Consider the following 19,754-nt stretch of genomic DNA (forward strand, 5'->3'; position numbering starts at 1 on the left):
GCAGATCTCAAAAATAAAAGTGATGAGGCAATTAATGCGGCTATAGAAGCTTATTTTTTAAAAGAATTAAATAAGTTATTTAATTTAAGCTTTAAAGAACTTTATGATGCTCATGCAAAGGAAATTGACCTTGAAACCTCCTCACCCTTCAGAAAATGGTTTCATCAACATTTTGACTCTACGGCTGTAAGACAAAATTCAAGCCAACAAATCCAGCTAAAATTCATGGAGCTTTGCCGGGATTATTTATTGAGGGAAATGAATGAGCCTGGTTTTTTTGCCAAATATCCAAAGACTACTGCTACCGTAGGTGGAATACTTGTGGGTGCATTGGTATTGGGCACCTTAGCATTGGCATTGGGTGGGCCTGTTACGTGGGGTATAGTGGCGATTGCATTAGTTGCATTTGCTGTTGCAGCAGTTTCTACTTACTTGATAGTAACGCATATTGATAGGATTCATTATAAACGCTCTGCTGCAAACAGAGAGGAGATTCAACAAACTGTCGATCAAGTCGAAAATGAATTTCTTCGATTAAATAGAGAAATAATTGAGAGTCATGAAACCTCCGAACTCAATATAAAACAGAGCAAAGATTTTGATAAGGCCACTCATCGATTTTGGGGAATAGGCGAAAAGCAAATCGCTAGAGGTTCTATGGAGGGATGGCTAAGGGAGTATGCTACCCGATATCGTCATAGTAAAGCAATTGAGATTGACCTAGGTGATTCATTTATTGAATTAATTAATGAAAGCGAAAAACAAACTCAGGATTTAGTAAAGGAATTATCAACGGGTAAGTCGATACTTTTAGAGCAATTTATTAAAGATACAAAAGAGTATTTGTTAGTACCTGACAATAAAAAAACGATTGAGGAATTCGAGCTAATCCAGAAAATCAAAGAGCAAGTCATCCATATTGTCTCGTCAGTTAAAACCGTACCGGAGCAATTATTAGCATTCTATGAGTTACCTATAAATCAAGGGGGGCTTGGTGGGTTTAAGTCCGATCTTAGTGAAGCAGTTAAAATAGCCCCAATTCCTGTATCTGCTGAGCCTACAACATCTTATGAAGGGCTTTTAAAGTCTGCCAAAATAATCTATAAAAATAAAGAACCACTTTTTGAAGGGAGAAAATGGTTTAAAGGGGATGCTGCACTTCGCGAAATGCTTGGACTCCCTGGTCGTATTAATGATTTCCAATGTTCCAACGTAACCAGTTCTACCATCGATGAATATCTGAATAATTCCTATGAATTTCTATTTCGCCTTAATCCAAGAATTTATCCAGGAAATGCCCTTAATCCATTAGAACAACAAACTGTAGTCTCACCGGAGTTTTTACTATATAGGACCTTGTTATTAAGACAATTAGCTGATTTGTGTGATACAACAAACTATGAAATTGCTTTAGATGTAAAAACGAAGATTAGAAAGTTTGTAAAAGAACGCCTCCAAATAGACGATAAGTTGGTTTTTGATGATCTGCAAAATCAGAAACTAATGATGGAAAAACATGATGATTCGTCAAGATATTTCAATGGTAGTGGTCAAACATTTTTCTTTTGTGAATTGGACAATGTTGCTCATGCTATCCATGTCGATATTGCTTATAATTCAGTAAATATAAAACCTAGAACGACATTGGATTTTTATATCAATTTATTTTTGCAAAATGAGGGCCAAATTAAGTCAGGAGTTTTTGCATATGGTAAGGCTTCATCTGATTTAAATCCTCAAGGTACCAAAGAGTATGTAGATAGAGTCAATGAGTACATTAATAACACACTTGGATTTATTCAAGCTTATCCTAAAAATGAGGCATTAATTGCAACAGGTATTATGGAATGTTACAAACATTCTGTATCGGTTCAGGTTTATCAGATAATGTATAGAATCATTAAGGATATCAAAGAAATTGAACAACAAGGTCTTCAGAACGACCCAAAAATTGACTTTTTACGACAAGCGTTAACGGCTCTTACCAACTACAGTAGTAACAATTGTTTTCCTTTAAAAGAGGAGTCGTCACTTAAGAAGCTATTAAATTCAATACAAAATCCTGCAGACCTACCTCCTTCAGAAGATATCGGAAGTTTAATTTCGGAAGTCTCCTCCGATTTGAAATTAAACTAATCAATAAATAAAGTGCTTGATTTTCAAGAACTCTATGTTTAAAGTTCGAACAGACTATCAGCATTAAGGAGGATAAAATGATCGGTTTTTTTAATACGGAAAATAAATGGCGTGCAACCATGCAAGTAGCAAATGGGCTTGCTCTTATGATGGCTGCTTATAATTTATTCTCTAACCCGGATACTGCTTGGGAAAATGGTTTTGACATAGCAATGTGTGCGCTTAACGTAGTTACTTTTAGCAGCAATGATAACGCGTTGTCCAGCATAGGAAATTCTGCACTTAACTTTACAAGTTTGGGTACTGTTTATGCTGGCATTACTTCGGGTTGTACTGCGAATCCGACGTTAGTTAACGTGGGTAAGGCAGTATTAAATTTGACCAATGCCGTAACCAGTATTTGTTATAAATATCATCCAAATCAAGACGCTGCTTCCGCAACTCCCACAAAAACCATGTAATCGAAATAGGTGGGGCAGAAATGCCCCAAGCTGTCGGTAAGGAAGATATGGGGACTTGATTTCCTCTCACCCTCTCTTGACAGAGGAGAGGGTATAGCCTGAACAATTACTCTTAAACTCTTATGACTGTTGACCGAAAATCAAGAAAAATCAACCAGCTTAAAAATAAATCATATTCTCTATAAAAAAATCAGTTGCAATGAAAATTTTGAGCTATATTAAAAATACAGGATTTGAACAAAAACAAATAAGGAAAAATCATGGGCTCTATTCTGCTATTATGTGTAGCAGTAACTTTTACCTATTTTCCGCAACTGCCATTGGCGTTTCCACAGGCTCAAGCCATAGTAAAGAATGATGTTCGTTTAATTAGCGAAGCAGCACAGTTTTCGGTGCAAATTAATGATCAATCGTTAAATGACATTCGGTTGATGTTAGCTCATGAAGCTCCTCACTTAAATCCACTCGTGATCAATAAAGTACTTACTTCTTTAAAGTGTGCTATTGAATATAATGTGGATCATAATAATATCTTAACGATTATTGATTATTCATTACCCTCCAACGAAAAACGGCTGTGGGTATTTGACTTAAACGCAAAAAAATTATTGTTTCATACCTATGTATCCCATGGCATTAAATCCGGTACCTTACTTACCAATTATTTTTCAAACAAATTCAATAGCAAAGCAAGTAGCATCGGAGTTTATCAAACACAACAAGCTTATTATGGTCGCGATGGTCTTTCATTGCGTTTAGACGGCTTAGACCGTAATTTTAATGATAACGCATCAGGTCGCTCGGTTGTAATGCATTCTGGGTGGTATGTAGAAGAACGCTTTATCAAAAAATATGGAAGACCGGGGCGAAGTTGGGGTTGTCCCGCACTTCCTTTAGAAAATTCTCAAGCAATCATTAATACCATAAAGGATAAGTCTTTACTGGTCATATATTATCCTAGTGATGCCTGGTTCGCTAAATCAAAATTTCTAAATTGCGATAAAAGTTCCGCCCCGCAGTATACGAGTAATCCGACAATACAAGTACCTACATCGGCTCCTGATGAACATCGTGATGCAATCTTTTTTGTAGGGAGTGGTTATAAAGGCAAACGTACCGAAACGAATCCTGTTGCAGTTATTTCCGCAGATACTTATCAACGTGTATTTCATACTACAGCGCCGTTATCACGCATGCTGCGTCGGCAAATCAATAATGCAGAATATGTGGCATTAAATGCTGGAGAGTTTAATTACCTGGCGAATCACAATAATCCAAACGATGCTGCTCAAGATGACGGTATTCATGCTATCCGTTTTGTAATACCCACTCTTAAGGTCGTCCGAGGGGGATATTATGAAACGCAAATGCAAATTGTTGATTTAGGTAAAATCAAACAAGTTAAAGTAAATGGTGATTCTGCTAGGGAAAATATAACGGTTTATTTTGAGGGGAAACCTTCGGTAAATCTAAATGCGTCTAATGCATTTATTCGCTGGGTAGGACTATAGAACCTGTTTCCATTTCTACTATCTTGAGCCAAAATGGAAACAGGTATTAATTTAAGCCGACTTCCTGTTCTTTTTTTCACTTTGAATGGGCGTATTATCCGAATCGTCCAACTCAAGCCACATTGCATTTAAAATTGCAAAACAACACGCTAGACCAGTACCCAAAATCCAGGAAAAATACCACATAATAACCTCCTAATAGGCTGTATCTCGATTTTTATTAACGGTATCTTCTGTTATTTTTCCACGCAACACCCGATAGACCCAGGTCGTATAAAGCAGTACCACAGGTAAAAAGATAACCGTTGCTACCAACATAATAAATAAAGTTAAATGGCTTGAAGAGCTATCCCACACCAGCAAACTTTGTTCTGGATTTGATGAAGAGGGCAGTATGAAGGGAAACATACTCACACCCACAGTGGCAATAATTCCAGCAACAGAAAGTGCACTACATATAAAAGCAGTTTTAACATGTTTTGCTGCAAGAAAGGCTAACAAAGCTCCAATAATTCCAACTGCCGGCACCAATAAAGTGATGGGCAGGATTTGGTAATTGGAAAACCAAGCCGTTGCTTGACGAATAACCGTTTTGTAAAGCGGATTGGATGGACCATCATGAACTAAGGTTCCAGTCACACTGTAACCATCAATACCATAATGAAGCCAGAAACCAGCCCCAACAAAGACCAATAACGTCAATAGTGCAGATATTTTTCCTGCGCTCACGGCGCGTTGTTGTAATTGTCCTTCCGTCTTCAAGTTAAGGAAAAAAGCACCGTGCATAGAAAGCATCAATACCGACAAGATACCACATAACAGGGCAAAGGGGTTCAACAACCCAAAAAAGCTGCCCGTATAAAAAGGTCGTAAATATTCATCATAATGAAAAGGTACGCCTTGTAATACATTTCCTAGAGCAACACCAAATATTAATGATGGAACGAAACCGCCGATAAATAACGCATAATCCCAAAAAGTACGCCATCGATAATTGGTTAATTTTGAACGGTATTTAAATCCAACCGGGCGTAAAATGAGTGCCAACAAAACCAGGAGCATTGCAAAATAAAAACCCGAGAAAGAGAGGGCATATAAAGCTGGCCAGGCAGCAAAAATTGCACCACCACCTAGAATAAACCAGACTTGATTCCCCTCCCAGGTTGGACCAATGCTATTAATTAAGACACGCCTCTCGATATCTGTTTTAGCAAGCCATGGCAGCCATATGGCAACACCTAGATCAAAACCATCCATGATTGCAAAACCAATGAGTAATACACCGAGCAGAATCCACCATATAATTCGTAATGTTTCATAATCCAATGGCATTTTGAATCTCCTAATGAGCCATATTATCTGGGCCAAGACGGATGTACTTCACCATCAAGAAAATTTCAACTACAGCGAGAATTGTGTAGAAGAGAATAAAACCGGTTATTGAGGTTAATACTTGAGTCGCACTCAAACTAGAGGTACCCATTGCCGTGGGTAAGATATCCTGAACTACCCAAGGTTGCCGTCCGTATTCTGCGACCACCCATCCCAACTCTGCAGCAATCCAAGGTAATGGAAGTGAAAAGAATGCGGCACGCAAGTACCAGCGGGTAGTATGTAATTTACGTTTCATGGACAAGTAAAAACCTGTAGCGAATAAGAGGATGAAGAAGAAGCCACAAGCAACCATAATTCGGAAAGAGAAAAATAAAGGCGTTACTCGAGGTTTCAAATCCTGTGCTGCTTGATTAATTTGCGCCTCAGTTGCGTCAACTACTTTTTCAGTATATTTCTTTAAGAGCAGACCGTAACCTAAATATTTACTGTGTGCAGTAAAATCTGTTTTTGCTTGCACATCGTTAGGATTTTTTTGTAATCGTGTCAACGCTTCATAGGCGAGCATACCTTCTTTGATTCGTTGTTTCCCCTGTTCGATCAATTCAGAAATTCCTTCTAGGGGTTCTGTGAAAGAACGCGTTGCGATAACTCCCAATACGAAGGGAATATCCAATGCATAATTGGTTTTCATAGATTGTTCATCGGGAATACCAAAGACAGTGAGAGGGGCAGGAGCTGCTCCTGTATGCCACATCGCTTCTATTGCTGCGAATTTCATTTTTTGATTTTCATTATCTAGACGGCCACTTTCATCACCTAATACGACCACCGCTAAAGCTGATGCAAGTCCAAAGCTTGCAGCAACTGTCATTGAACGTTTGGCGAAATTGATATTTCTACCTCGTAATAAAAAGTAAGCGCTAATGGATAAAACAAAAATTGAGCCAGTAACATAACCAGCACTTATGGTATGAACAAATTTGGCTTGTGCCACTGGATTAAACATTACTGCAGCAAAATCAGTTACTTCCATACGCATTGTTTGGAAATTAAATTCAGCGCCAACGGGGTTTTGCATCCAGCCATTGGCAATCAAAATCCACAGCGCAGAAAGATTTGTACCTAAAGCCAATAACCAGGTACAAAACATGTGCTGCACGCGACTTAATCTATCCCAGCCAAAGAAAAACAAACCCACAAAAGTAGCTTCTAGGAAGAACGCCATAAGTCCTTCAATTGCTAATGGGGCACCAAAAACATCGCCAACATAATGAGAGTAATAAGCCCAATTGGTACCAAATTGAAACTCCATGGTTAACCCGGTAGCTACGCCTAAAACAAAATTAATGCCAAAGAGAATCCCCCAATATTTGACCATCTGTCGCCAAATATCGCGACCAGTCATTACATAAATGGTTTCCATGATCGCTAAAATTAACGACAAGCCCAACGTGAGTGGGACAAAAAGAAAATGATAAAGCGCAGTTAGAGCAAACTGTAAACGGGAAAGATCGACCAGGTCACTGCCAGGAATCATTGCTCACCTCACATTGATTATTAATAAAAATCTTTAAATCCCCAGTTTGTTTTAGAAAATACTGGGGATTTTCCTAATTTATTCGTTTTTAGAAGAAAGATATTCTTTTGTTTGTGCCGAACCTAAAAGCCACTGTTCATTGCTTTGATGTGGTTTTTCCACACCCTTAAAGCAAATAATCCATAATAAAATCAATAAGCTAAATTTAATAATTAAGGTGATTAGAATATCACGAGTGAGTGGCTTAATCATGTGCTTTAACCCTCTTTTCTTGACTCAGCATTCCAAATTTTAAAGATTCTGCAATTAATGTAGCTTTTTCAACTATTTCCTCAGCACTCTCTGTAGGCAATTGATTTACCGCCTCTTCCTGAAATAAATTTAGCCAACGGATAAAGTGTGTTTCTCCAATATTGGTAAGTTGTTTTAAGAGGATATGCTTTTGATAGGCATTACCGTGATACTCATTGGTTTTCAACATAATGCTATTCCAAAATTGACACAACAGAGGGATATGTTTATCCCAATCAACTTGTGCCACATCATTAAAAACAGGAGCGAGGATCTCGTCTCTTTGTACTTTTTGGTAAAAATGAGTTACGAGTTTTTCGATATGAGTTTTATTCAGCTCAGTCATACTACTATCCGCTGATATAAATAGGATAATCATACTTAAGTTCTATTTTAAATACAACTTTAAAATAGTACCAAATTGGATTATTTTTTTCTTGCCTTCATGAACTCAAGCAAGGCCAGTGCATTATTGTGTTTTTCATCTTTAGCAGCGTATAACAAAGTGATGGTTTGACTTTTGGCTTTATCAATAATTGTTTGTAGTGATTCTTCTTTATCTTCGAGTTCCTTTGCATAACGTTTTTGAAATTCTTCCCATTTTTCAGGTTTATGATTAAACCATCGCCTTAATTCGTTACTTGGAGCCGTATCTTTTAACCATAAGTCCACCTCTGCGTCGTCTTTTTTAACTCCACGAGGCCATAATCTATCAACCAATATCCTACATCCATCGGAAGGCTCAGCTTGTTCATAAATACGTTTGATTTTTATTTTATTCATCAAATTCTCTTTTAGTTATTTTGAGTAATGGATAAAGTTCGACTTTGTTTTGAATGATATCTTCTAAACTGAATTGCTCTAAAACGGTAAAGAATGCATTTTGTGCATCAAGGAGTAGCTTTCGTAATTTACATTGGGGGGCGATGCAACAATTTGCTTTATCTTTGTTGAAACACGGTACGAGATCAAAGTGCGGTTCAAGTTGCAAAATCAGAGCTTTCAAATTAATCTCGGCAGGATTTTTAGCCATCATAAGGCCACCATTTTTTCCTCTAATTGTTTTAATAATTCCAAGTTTAGACAAATTATGGATTATTTTTAGTAAATGATTGCGGGAAATATCATACACACAGGCGATATCATGAATAGTGCACGTATTTTGTTTTACTGCGATATAAATCAAAGCACGTAATGAATAGTCAGTAAATTGAGTCAGTTGCATGATTCACCCTAACACTAAAAAAGCCTATTATTTCCTTTAATTAGATGTATTTCAAATGCATATTTCAGGTAACAAAAAATTGACACCCCTATTATTTTTGAAGCATATATAAGCTATAATTTATTATGGTCATTAGAAAATAGGGAATTATCATGAGCAGAAATATTATGAATAAAATCATATGCGCTACGGTTTTTGCTCTCGGCCTATTTACTGCTGGGGCAAGTTTTGCTCACGGTGGTTGGCATGGTGGCGGTGGCTGGCATGGTGGTGGTTGGAATGGGGGCTATTACCATGGAGGTTATTACCATGGTGGCGGTTGGCATGGTGGTTATTACGGCGGCTGGGGAGGCGGCTGGTGGGGACCTGGTGTTGTTATTGGGGTTCCTTACTATAATGATGATTACTACTATAACGATTATTGCCAAACTGTTCGGGTATGCAATAGATACGGACATTGTTGGTTACAAGAATCCTGTTATTAAATTAAGAGAGTGATTTTTAACCAACAGATAGGACGGTACGCGAGAAAATGATCTTGCGATCTCGTGTACCGCCTGAAGACTCTGGTATGAAATTTTTTTTAATTTATTCGCAAAGAGCCAACCGACCTTATGTGAGCACCTACGATTTGCCCACCCTATGCTCCTCGAATACATTTAATATAAATCCCACTATAAAAATTCTGCATCGATAAAAAAGTTTATAGTATCTATTGGTGAAAATTGATACTATTTTGTCTTTTGTGCAGCTTGGTTTTGAGTCAATTATGGATTACACATTAGAATATTTGAAACACGTGGACTGGGAGCGTATTGCTTTTGCTGTATTTTTGATCTTTTTTGGCTATTTTCTTGCAAAGAAAATGAGCCATTTGATTGAAAAAATAATCGAAAGTAGATTTTCAAAACATCATGCCATGTTATCAAGTCGTGTGGTTTATTACGGCCTGTTTTTGCTTTTTTCAGTTTCAGCATTGCATGAACTTGGATTTAAACTGACTATATTGTTAAGCACCGCGGGTTTGTTTACTGTAGCCTTAAGTTTTGCTTCGCAAACTGCTGCATCCAACCTCATTAGTGGAGTTTTTCTTTTATTTGAACGTCCTTTTCAAGTAGGTGATGTCATTTCTATTAAAGACATTAAAGGGACAGTAGAAACAATCGACTGGTTATCAACTAAAATCAAAACCAGTGATAACCGATTGATCCGCATACCTAATGAAGGTTTGATTAAATCAGAAATCACCAATTTAAGTATTTACCCCCAAAAACGAGATGAGATAGTACTTCGAATTGATGCAGTACATGATGTCACCACGATTAAATCACTACTCTATAAAATTTGTGAGGAATGCAGCTACATTCTACCTAAACCCAGTACTCAAATTTTATTATCGCAGATGATTGATAGGGGCGGTGTTGAACTGAAAATCTTGTATTGGTCAAAAAACGATTTGGCTATGGTACGCGACGAAGTCCTTTCTGCGGTTAAAACCACATTTGAACGAGAAGCAATAACTTTTGTGAATGAACGAGTGTTTATGACGCCTGTTCCCTCCTCATCCACACCACTGCCTTTATAGGATCTATTTACTCCATTAAATTAAAAATGCTTTGATTATATGTGCTCCGAAACGCTTCATATATGCCGGGTTTTGGTGTTCTCAAATCAGAGCACTTTGACTTAAACCTGAGAACTGTAAAACGGACTCTTGGCTGAGTGAAACGAACTGGAATCATGATCACTTATGCTTTGATCTTTTTTGGGGCATGGCTTGTTTTATTTTGCCTAAATTACAAATCCGAAGCCACTTGCGAGTCACGCATACTAGGTGTATGTTGAATATGAAGGGATTGTAAGTTGGGAGTTGAAATGGAATCAACGATCGAAATTATTGGCTATATTGCCTGCTGTTTGGTTTTGGCGACTTTTTATGTCAAAAAGATTTTGACATTGCGTCTTGTTGCAATCTGCTCTAACGTAGCATTTATTCTTTATGCTCTTGGTAGCACACTTTATCCGATTTTTGTTCTGCATTCTTTGTTATTACCTTTGAACTTATATCGGATTTTTGAAATCAAGAGAGGCTCATCGCGTTAATTCTTTTGTCAGTGGATGCGTTAGTTCCTCTTAAAAAAGTAGAATTTATTCAAATAAATGGTTAAGAAAATGTAAATAATAGTTGCAGGAATCAAAAGAGAGATGAGCCATTTGTTATTATGAAGACTTGGATCATTATGACAATGATCGCTGGAGAAATATGCCTTATTTAAAATACTCAGATAGTAGCAAATTCATAATTGAAGCCCTATCTCTTGAACCAAACCGTATAGGAATGAAAAAACAGGATGCTGCCCAAAGCAGGCCATTGGATCTCATATCAAATGAGGAATTAACTGCACCAGATAAAACAGCAATTGACTTATTTGATTTGGAAGAAATGATGGAGTTTTTGTTATTTAGCGAGGACTTGGGACAAAATGCTATCACCATCCGTCCTAAGCCTAGTCTTTTATTATATCAAGAAAAAGATGTCCAGGATATTGTGCGGCTTCTAAAACTGCTTTTCGAGCAATTTAAAATTACTTTGGAAAAAAAGGGCGTACCAGTAGACAATTTCACGGTAACTCTTAATAAAAATGAACTTGTTGTGTGCAATAATTTTATTAAGGCACTGATCAGTAATCACTTATTTCCTAAAACAAATATCCCAAATCAACAACTCGAAAATCAGCCCCCTCGTTTAACTCCTTTTACTACAAAGCCGTCACCATCGGTCCGTAAAGATAAGGAAGAAAAAGAAGTTGAAGAGACTGGGGTGGAATATGTATCAGACGAAGTAAGTCGATTTAATCCATCTCCTTTTTCGTTGACTAAATTTTTTGGTTGGGATTCCTAGTCTAAGTGTAGATAAGTAGTTCTCTCATCCGCCCTTAAGGGCACCTTCTCCCCTTGAGGAGAAGGGAAATAATGGGGATAGTCTACTTCGATGCAGCGAACTTCTCTGTGATTGAATTATTTATTTCTCTTTTCATGCTCAAGTAACCATTTTTTACGTGCGATCCCACCACCATAGCCTCCTAGATCACCGCTGGAATTAATGATTCGATGGCAAGGAACAATAATTGCAAGTGAGTTTGCACCATTTGCATTGGCTACAGCCCTGTATGCGGTGGGTTTATCTAATGCTTGTGCTTGTTCCGCATAACTTCGCGTTTCTCCATAGGGAATAAGCGTCAAAGCATGCCAGGCCATTTTTTGAAAAGAACTACCTAGCAGATGGGTTGGGGTATTGAATACTTTTAAATTTCCAGAAAAATAAGCTTTGAGCTCTTCTTCAATAGAATGGAGTGGGGGCGCCTCTCCCGGGATAATAGCGGCGTTCATTTTTTTTCTCAGACGTTCCACTTCGCGTTCTAGTCCTCTTCTATCGACGAATTCCAAAAGATATAAAGCCTCTTCATCCGATACTGCAAGCATTGGTCCTAAAGGTGAGTCAAACCAAGAAGCTTTTAAAACAATATGATGCTTGTCTAATTGTGAAGGGGCTGCACCCATAATTTTAGAAAAGGCATCACGAAAACCACTACTGGATTCATATCCCATATTAACTTGCGCTTCAATCACTATTTTACCCTCTCGAATTTGTTTCATGGCAATACCCATTCTTCTTGCACGTGCATAAGCAACAAAGGTTATTCCAAAGCGTTTTTTAAATTGTCTACGTACAGTTGATGTATCAACTCCTAACTCTATAAAGTCTTTGTCTTTCCATCTCTTTTCAGGATTGGCCTCTACCGCCGCAACTAACTTTTGAATTAAATGCGAAGCCTGATTAGGATAGGACAACGGTTGGCAGCGCGCACAGGGTCTATATGAAGCAAGAAGTGCCTCTTGCACCGTATGAAAAAATTCACAATTTTCAAATTTAGGTTTTTTTGCGGGACAAGTTGGTCGACAAAATATGCCAGTCGATTTAACTCCTACAAAAAATATGCCTTCATATTTAGAATTTTTAGCAAGTAATGCTTGGTAATATTCATTCTTTACCGAATTAGATAACATGGATCGCTCAAATCAGTTGTTTCATTTCTTACTATAGCTTTTTTTAAAAAAAGTGCGGCCGAAATTCAGGCATTGAATTAGATGGAAATGACATGATACCACGATATGATATTGACTGATTATTCGCAAGTTCAGGGTTTTCTGTCATGGAGGTGTTTGGCTCAAATTCACTGTAGGTTGGGCCTTGGCGCAACAAAAGCCTAACTTAGCGGGTTGCTACACCTTTTTAAGACCGCTAAAACAAATCGGGCTTTTAATTTCTCCTTGAACAGGCAAGGTGATTTGTGTCATGCCACAATGGTCCGTTCTATAAAAGGGAATATTCAAGGATTTCATCCGTGCTAATGTTTTAGCATGTGGAAAATGAAAGCGATTGTCAAAACCTAAAGAAGCTATTGCATAACGGGGAGCAACCTCGAGTAAAAATCGATAAGAAGAGGAGGTTTTACTCCCATGATGAGGAACAATTAAAACATCAGATGCGAGTTCGCCTCCATAAGTTCTTATTAAATAATCTTCGGCTATCTTTTCGATGTCTCCGGTTAAGAGTACTTTTCCAGCTGCTGTACTTATTTGTAAAATACAAGAATTGTTATTTTTATTTTTAAAATGAGTGGTGATGGGCAAAAAACGAAAATATACGTTATCCCATCTCCATGGCGGGTAATCATGACATCGCACCCCATGATTATTATAATAAAAAGGCTCATTTACTAATCGTTGCGCTACGAGGACCCCTTTCTCCAGCGAGTTAAGGCCGCCCCGGTGATCTTTATCTGGATGGCTAATAACTACAGCATCAATTTTATTGACTCTTAAAGTTTTAAGATAAGGCAAGATCACCATTTTTCCTAAATCATTTCCTTGGAAAAATCGATCTCCGGTATCGTAGATCAGAATATGATTTTGAGTCCTTACGACGACTGCCAGTCCTTGACCAACATCTAAAACATCAATCACTGCTTCTCCTGGGGAGCGTAGCGTTTGATGTGGAAAAAGGGCGAGTAGAACCCACAGTGGTGCAATCCATTGAAAGGGCTTAATTGGTAATAAAACCCACATCAACAGTACTCCCATCAGAATAATAGCCCATTCCATACCTTGAATGGATCCATTGATATTAATGCTTGCTAAATGCTCAATTAAATTTAATCCTTTAAATAATAAGGCAATCAGTAAGGCCAAAAATTTCATCAATAAACCAGCAAAACTCCAGGAACAGAATGTCATGGTGATTAATGCTAAGGGGACAATCAGTAGACCAACTAAAGGAATAGCAAATAAGTTCGCAATAAATCCATTTATGGAGCCATAAGCATACCAGTATAGGGTTAAAGGCATGAGGCCAATCAAACAACTTAATTGTATGGCTAAACTTGCTTTATAACCTTTTAATCTCCAGCGTTGTTGCGTTAAAAGCAAACAAGCAACTGCAATGAAGGAAAAATAAAATCCTTGCATGAATACTGCATGAGGCTCAATACATAAAACCCCAAACAAAGCATAACGCCAGACTTGCCAGCTAGAAAAGCGCAATTTTCCTAAGCGATAGAGCGTATAAAAGAAACAACCGATTAATGCCCTTTGTACCGGTGGGGCAAATCCCGCTAAAAACGCATAACATACAGCAGCTAAGAGACCCATAATGCAGGCTACGTAGGGGGCAGGAATCAATAAGCAGCATCGCGCACTTTTACGCCATAACCAGCGAACCAGCCAATAAATCATCCCCGATATCAATGCAATATGCTCTCCAGAGATTCCAAAAAGATGAGTTGTCCCTGTGCGCCTAAATAAATCCCAATTTTCTTGGCTAATATGGCTTGTTAAATTTAAAGTTAAGGCTTCAACAACACCTGCTGTGGATTGATCTGGGGCTAATTGGGTGATTTGAGTGCTTAAATATTCACGTAATCGAAGCCAACTAAAATTAGAAGGTGATTCAGTAAGCAGTTTATTTTCTTGGGGAAGAATATAACCGGTCCAAAAGATATGCCGTGCTGCAAGTGAGCTCACGTAATCCATGCTTCCAGGATTAAGATAATTGCGTGGCCTTTTCAATTTGACTGTGAACCGCCATCGTTGTCCTGAATGTAACTTGGGGGCATTTTTATACCAGGATAATTGAATTAAACCTTGTGCAGGAAGATGATCGTATTGTTCAAGAGCTAATAAAAATTGAGTTTTGGTAAAATCTTGGGTAGGAATAGATGCAATGGTCCCTTCTATTGTAACCTTGGGTATTACTTCAATAGATCTATTTTGAAAGGCAGAGAACCACTGCGTTATTGGTAGGATGCTCAAATCTTCATGTACTGATGCGTACACTACGGTCCCGTGCTTCGAAAGAGGATTAATAGTTGCTATTCCTTTGGGTAAAGCCAAAGATTGGTGCAGCAAAGCGAACACGATCCCTAAAATAAAAAAAACAATTATTGGATATTTGGGACTGAGGCAAAAAATCAGTAAGTTGATTAGGGGTAAGAAGTAATTTGAGGTGTATAGATAGAGAATGCCTAGAAAAAAGCAAAAAATTTCCATTTCATTTTAAGTTGGACTTTCCGTTGAGATGGATAGTAGAGAATTGGTTTTTATTTGTAAAGTAAATTTTTTGGAACTTTTTTTCCGCCGGGGATAATGTAGCTGTTACTTTTTATTAGGATAACCACCTCTATACCTATCATAAGAATTTAAGTGGGATTCCAACAAATAGTTTGCGCTGTTCCTGATGAATCTACAGCAGTTTTTGTGTTGGCCTGATCTACAGTCATACTGGCACAGGTCGTATCTTCAGTTTGACTGCCTATGGGGGTTGCGGTCAGTGTGTAGGATGTTGGACCTAAATTCGTTAGGGTAATACTGTAAAAGCCTTGTGCGGATCTTTGTGGAAAGGTGGGTAAGGAACCACAAGCCGCATTATAGGAAAAATTTTGAGAATAACAGCGTTCAAGTGTGATCTGATCTTGTGCTAAGGTAGCTATCGCATCAGAACGACGTGATTTCAGCAAGAAACTTACGTAATAAGGATAAGCGATTGTAGCCAGTATGGCCATAATAAGGATGGCCATCATTAATTCGATTAAGGTGAAGCCTTGTCTTCGTGTTTGATTCATTTTTGTATCCTTATTGCAGTTGCCACCACCCTGTTTTTCTTTGGGAAGTATTCGGGTTCAATATAGTCGATTGACTGCCATTAGCTTGGGTAATGAGCAGAACGACATAATTATTTTGATTCGCTACAACAGTTGGTGCATTTGCAAAGTTATTGGATAATTGAATGCCTACAACCCCAGAGTATAAATATTGATTATTGGGCGAGCCACTGGCACTAACACCAGTAATTTGCGGATTAGGGAATGATCCACCTGTCTTGAAATTCAGTTCAAGCAGCATGGAGGAAAAGCTGGTACCGCACGATTGTGGTGGGGTGTTTAACGTGCTGATAAAGGCCCCATTGAATAGGGTGGGATTGGTAACAATACGTTGTCCTGAGGTAATCATATCAGTATACCATCCAAATTGATTATTCCAGTTCACTGGAGTGGATGATGCTGTAACCACAGGGACTGATAAACCCGAAGTTGACGTCGAAACTAAATTCAGGGTTTGTTGTTGAAGATTAGTCCGTGTATAAGTAACACTTGATTGCGGTTTATCCAAGACACCATAAATTGTTTGTGTTTGGGTATTGAGCAGATCAGCGGTCTGGAGTAGTTGTCCAGTACCAAACATAACGAACAATCCGGGGATGCGTGGGTAATTGGGATTAAGGGTTACTACCGGTGCTGTAGTAATGGATTGGGCTGTACCGGAAGAGTTTTTTGCTTGAAACAACAAGCGCACAGTCCAATTGGCAGGATTCGGATCGCTTACATTGACAGACCACATATTCCCTTGTAAATCTCCTGCATAAACATTAGTAATGGGTACTCCTTGAAAGCCATTCAGGTTGGCCACTGCGACTGAGGATAACCCTTGCGGCGTTGCAGTGCTGCATGAACCCGGCACCGCATTACAAAGATTGATCTTTCTAATTAGTGCGCCTGTTTGTGGATTGATCGCATACAGTATTGCCGTATTATTTGGATTATTGTAACCATTGCCAAAAAAGACCGCAAAAGTAGCAGGGGTTGCACTGCTCGAACCAATTTGAGCGATTTGAGGTTGGCTATAGCCTAAACCCATATCCGTGTCAGTGAATTCCCAAAGTACCTTTTGTGCCAAATTGCTTTCACTCACAAAATTGATAGGATTAGTAATATCCAATCCAAAAATACTGTTGCCGCCTCCATTTTCACTGCTAACCAGCACAGTATGCCAGCTGCTATCGGAAAATTGCACATCTGCTGATTGAGGTGAGCCATCCACATAAAAACGATGACTTAAGTTGTAAAGAGGACTAGTAAGATAAACAAGATTATTAAATACTCCATTAGGAATAAAAGCAAATACCTCCTGACCATTCACGGCATTAAATGCATGTAACATCCCATCGTTTGCCCCAACATACACCATTGGCGTACGATTCGCTTGTGCTTGGGCAAAGGAAAGATAGCTTGAACTGGTATAAGGTGCTGATGGGGGGCCTACATATAAGACTTGGCTGTCTATGATATCACCAAGAATATGGGAGCGATTTCTAAAGCTTCCACCATTATGGAGCTCCAGGGCTGTATTGCCACGTAAATACTGCAACCTTTGCTGGCCTAATGAATCTGAAGGTTGAAGCGCGCTTTGTTGGCTGGTGCTTATATTAGCCCATTCAAAAGGAACACCGGTATTGGTTGTAGGGTTCCAGGTTGCAATAAATCGGTTGGATGACCATCCTGAACCAGTGACTAGAGTATCGAGTAGCGGCTGGGCATTCCAGTTGGTTGCTCCTGTCGGAATACCTGTTGCTGGATTAAGGGGTAAGGCAACTAAGCTTCCAGTCCAGTCGAGATAGGGGCTATCATTGGATACAAAACTGGCCTTATATTCCACACTGTTTTTACTCAGTTGGGTAGAACTTACTGATGCCGCAGTGGTTGTATAGGAACCATTTTGAATCGAAATCATAATGGAGTTCAGGTCATTAACCAAATCGGTTGAACTGGTAGCAGGGTAATAGTTGGTGGTGCCTCCAGCGACAGCCATTGCCGTCAGTGTAGACGCTGCCTGGGGATTTAATGAGGGGTTTACCCCAGCGCCAAGGCCTATTACATAGGTTGGAATTCCATTTTGTTTTAGTGTAGTAATCGTACTTATTGCATCGGTTAAGGCTTGGCAATTGGTACTTTTAAGCGAACCATCAGTATTAAAGGTTGCAGTAATACCATAGCCTGTCGCAGCGGCACTGCCTAGGGGTGGCCATAGTTTGCCACTAAGATCTTGAGTTGGAAGACCATCAGAAATCAAAATAACGTATTTTTTCTGTGGGCAACCATTGCCACTGGTAGTGCCTAATGTGGTGAGGTATGAGTTAGCTTTTGTGAGCAGACCTGCGATTGGTGATTGCACTGCTGCAGATTTAATTTCTTTGGTTGACGAGGAATTTGTCTCAGGCTGTAAATAGGGCGTAAATACACTAATGGCATTGTTGATACTCGTCTGGGTTGGCGTTGTTCCTGCACTAGTCATAGGAACCAAAACGTTTCCTGTTGTAGCAGATTGGCTGCCGTTATATCCAAAACCTCGTTGAACATAAAGCACCTGTGGGGAAAAGGGCACAAATCCCGCGTTGGTTGGGCTTGTACTAAAGCCACCAATATTAGGTAATGATTTGGAGTAAGAAATTAGCACATTGCCACTATTGTAATTGCTAATCGAAAAGTTAGGTGGATAGGGGGTCGCAGGTGAAGGCCCACTGTATGTAAGAAATACTCCTGGGAGTCCAGTGCTTGCATAAAGTACGTCATTAATGGAAGGGAAATCACTGGATGAACCAATTTGCATGTATAAGTTAGAAGATACTACTGAAGAACCATAAAAGCTGGCAATTGAGCTGCAGTTGCTTTGAACGGTTGAGGATGCAGTAGAATAGTTGTAACAGGGGTTTTGTACGTAAGTATTACCTGCAACCTGTGTGCTGGTGAATGAAAAATTACTGCTTTGAGGAGACATATAATAAACCCAGGTGTTATAAACTCCGACACCACTGACACTGTAGGTTTCCAAAGCAAAGTCTGTGGATTCCATGTAGGTGTTGATAATGGCTTGAATGCCTGCTTTTGCCACATTTAATCGGCTGGGGCTATTATCGACCAGCACACCACTTTGACTGACGGTGTAGGGTGCTTGCCCACTACTATTTGCTGCTTGTATTGGAGGGGTAAATCCTGTAGGTACGGTATAATTGATAGGGGAGCTGGAATTGCTCAATGAGGTTAAACCTCCAGTAAGAGAGCCGGAACCCGTCATGATGGCACCGGCCAAGTTCCCATCCATTGATTCGGAATTTCCAATGGCAATTAATATCTGTGGATGAATCGGACTGGCTAAGATCAGTGGTACTTGGGGGATATTCAAGGTAGGTTGGCTCGCTGCAATGGCAAAAGTTGACAGTAAGATTAATAAGAAAATCTTGAGTCCTTTACCAAAATATCTGCTTCGTGCACCGTTCATAATCAATCTTACCTATGGTTGAATTTGTACCGTCGTTTGTAACATTACCGATGTGTTTCCATTAGCCCCTAAAGAGCGTGCTGTAATTCGATATATGTAAGTCGGCATTTTCATATTTTGCCCCGGCTGAATAACCGAGGGCAGTTGTTCTATAATATAGCTTGCTTGGGAATTGGAATATCCTTGAAAACTGGGAATTACTGATGTAGAACTGGACCAATTAACTGTTGTCCATAATGGTGGATTATTGGGATTTAATAGGTACAGTCCGCTGTTGTTATTTAAAAAATTGTTTGCATTGTAAGTTCCATTCAGTAAATTATTAATTGCCTGATTTAATGCGCCTTCAGTTTTTTCCAAACAGATTTCGCTATCGGTAGCATTCGCTGCAATTCGTGTCTGTGTGGTATTGAGTGACACATCTGTAACTGCCAAAACAGTAAGCATAATAAGCAAGATCATAGTGATCAGAAGGATATATCCTTTTTCATTTGTCGCATTCTTCCAAGGCAGTTCGTTTATTGATGCATGTTTATCCATCGGACCTTTCAGATCACCGTATCTGTCACTTGATTTTTTATTTGGCG

The 19,754-nt window shown here is 38.9% G+C and carries 19 protein-coding genes; 7 read left to right on the forward strand and 12 right to left on the reverse strand.

Going from position 1 to position 19,754, the window contains the following annotated elements; all coding sequences use genetic code 11:
* The 3 genes from OQJ26_RS14570 to OQJ26_RS14580 form a co-directional block, all read left to right on the forward strand.
* Positions 1-2,136 (forward strand): hypothetical protein (locus tag OQJ26_RS14570; RefSeq protein WP_265704463.1); only part of this gene is annotated, 2,136 nt, incomplete at its 5' end.
* A gap of 77 nt (positions 2,137-2,213) precedes the next feature.
* Complete coding sequence (locus OQJ26_RS14575) at positions 2,214-2,597, forward strand: hypothetical protein (protein ID WP_265704464.1); 384 nt, start codon at positions 2,214-2,216, stop codon at positions 2,595-2,597.
* 260 nt (positions 2,598-2,857) lie between these two features.
* Positions 2,858-4,108: a murein L,D-transpeptidase catalytic domain family protein gene (locus OQJ26_RS14580; protein WP_265704465.1), complete on the forward strand. Its 1,251-nt coding sequence runs from the start codon at positions 2,858-2,860 to the stop codon at positions 4,106-4,108.
* Positions 4,109-4,159: 51 nt separating this feature from the next.
* Here OQJ26_RS14580 and cydX read toward each other — a convergent pair whose 3' ends face one another.
* The 7 genes from cydX to OQJ26_RS14615 all read right to left on the reverse strand — a co-directional run bounded on the left by cydX (position 4,160) and on the right by OQJ26_RS14615 (position 8,496).
* The gene (gene cydX / locus OQJ26_RS14585) at positions 4,160-4,297 is read right to left on the reverse strand and encodes a cytochrome bd-I oxidase subunit CydX (protein WP_265704576.1); all 138 of its coding nucleotides are present in this window, start codon (positions 4,295-4,297) and stop codon (positions 4,160-4,162) included.
* Positions 4,298-4,303: 6 nt separating this feature from the next.
* Positions 4,304-5,440, reverse strand: coding sequence for a cytochrome d ubiquinol oxidase subunit II (cydB, locus tag OQJ26_RS14590; protein WP_265704466.1), 1,137 nt, complete (start codon positions 5,438-5,440; stop codon positions 4,304-4,306).
* A 10-nt stretch (positions 5,441-5,450) separates the two neighbouring features.
* Complete coding sequence (locus OQJ26_RS14595; protein ID WP_265704467.1) at positions 5,451-6,980, reverse strand: cytochrome ubiquinol oxidase subunit I; 1,530 nt, start codon at positions 6,978-6,980, stop codon at positions 5,451-5,453.
* A gap of 78 nt (positions 6,981-7,058) precedes the next feature.
* Positions 7,059-7,232, reverse strand: coding sequence for a cytochrome oxidase putative small subunit CydP (gene cydP, locus OQJ26_RS14600; protein ID WP_265704468.1), 174 nt, complete (start codon positions 7,230-7,232; stop codon positions 7,059-7,061).
* Positions 7,225-7,617 (reverse strand): group III truncated hemoglobin, encoded by a 393-nt coding sequence (locus OQJ26_RS14605; protein WP_265704469.1) that lies wholly within the window; start codon positions 7,615-7,617, stop codon positions 7,225-7,227. The genes cydP and OQJ26_RS14605 overlap by 8 nt, the downstream gene beginning before the upstream one ends.
* An 80-nt stretch (positions 7,618-7,697) precedes the next feature.
* Positions 7,698-8,054 (reverse strand): DUF488 domain-containing protein, encoded by a 357-nt coding sequence (locus OQJ26_RS14610; RefSeq protein ID WP_265704470.1) that lies wholly within the window; start codon positions 8,052-8,054, stop codon positions 7,698-7,700.
* Positions 8,047-8,496: an RrF2 family transcriptional regulator gene (locus OQJ26_RS14615; RefSeq protein WP_265704471.1), complete on the reverse strand. Its 450-nt coding sequence runs from the start codon at positions 8,494-8,496 to the stop codon at positions 8,047-8,049. The genes OQJ26_RS14610 and OQJ26_RS14615 overlap by 8 nt, the downstream gene beginning before the upstream one ends.
* A gap of 152 nt (positions 8,497-8,648) precedes the next feature.
* Between OQJ26_RS14615 and OQJ26_RS14620 the strand changes: the two genes are divergently transcribed.
* From OQJ26_RS14620 to OQJ26_RS14635, 4 genes are all read left to right on the forward strand, one after another.
* Positions 8,649-8,981 carry a hypothetical protein gene (locus OQJ26_RS14620; RefSeq protein WP_265704472.1) on the forward strand — a complete coding sequence of 111 codons (333 nt, stop codon included), beginning with the start codon at positions 8,649-8,651 and terminating at the stop codon, positions 8,979-8,981.
* 284 nt (positions 8,982-9,265) lie between these two features.
* Positions 9,266-10,081: a mechanosensitive ion channel family protein gene (locus OQJ26_RS14625; protein ID WP_265704473.1), complete on the forward strand. Its 816-nt coding sequence runs from the start codon at positions 9,266-9,268 to the stop codon at positions 10,079-10,081.
* A gap of 290 nt (positions 10,082-10,371) precedes the next feature.
* Positions 10,372-10,599, forward strand: coding sequence for a hypothetical protein (locus OQJ26_RS14630; protein ID WP_265704474.1), 228 nt, complete (start codon positions 10,372-10,374; stop codon positions 10,597-10,599).
* Between the two features lie 160 nt (positions 10,600-10,759).
* The gene (locus OQJ26_RS14635) at positions 10,760-11,398 is read left to right on the forward strand and encodes a hypothetical protein (RefSeq protein WP_265704475.1); all 639 of its coding nucleotides are present in this window, start codon (positions 10,760-10,762) and stop codon (positions 11,396-11,398) included.
* A gap of 116 nt (positions 11,399-11,514) precedes the next feature.
* Here OQJ26_RS14635 and OQJ26_RS14640 read toward each other — a convergent pair whose 3' ends face one another.
* From OQJ26_RS14640 to OQJ26_RS14660, 5 genes are all read right to left on the reverse strand, one after another.
* Complete coding sequence (locus OQJ26_RS14640; RefSeq protein WP_265704476.1) at positions 11,515-12,564, reverse strand: bifunctional transcriptional activator/DNA repair enzyme AdaA; 1,050 nt, start codon at positions 12,562-12,564, stop codon at positions 11,515-11,517.
* 216 nt (positions 12,565-12,780) lie between these two features.
* A complete protein-coding gene (locus tag OQJ26_RS14645) occupies positions 12,781-15,105 on the reverse strand; it encodes a DNA internalization-related competence protein ComEC/Rec2 (RefSeq protein WP_265704477.1) in 2,325 nt (774 codons plus the stop codon).
* Between the two features lie 149 nt (positions 15,106-15,254).
* Entirely contained in the window at positions 15,255-15,677 is a 423-nt protein-coding gene (locus OQJ26_RS14650; RefSeq protein WP_265704478.1) for a type IV pilin protein, read from the reverse strand.
* 10 nt (positions 15,678-15,687) lie between these two features.
* Positions 15,688-19,167, reverse strand: a complete 3,480-nt coding sequence (locus OQJ26_RS14655; RefSeq protein WP_265704479.1) for a pilus assembly protein — start codon at positions 19,165-19,167, stop codon at positions 15,688-15,690.
* Positions 19,168-19,179: 12 nt separating this feature from the next.
* Positions 19,180-19,707, reverse strand: coding sequence for a pilus assembly PilX family protein (locus tag OQJ26_RS14660; RefSeq protein WP_265704577.1), 528 nt, complete (start codon positions 19,705-19,707; stop codon positions 19,180-19,182).
* Positions 19,708-19,754: the final 47 nt, after the last annotated feature.

Source organism: Legionella sheltonii, from assembly GCF_026191355.1.
In the GTDB taxonomy this organism is placed as follows: domain Bacteria; phylum Pseudomonadota; class Gammaproteobacteria; order Legionellales; family Legionellaceae; genus Legionella; species Legionella sheltonii.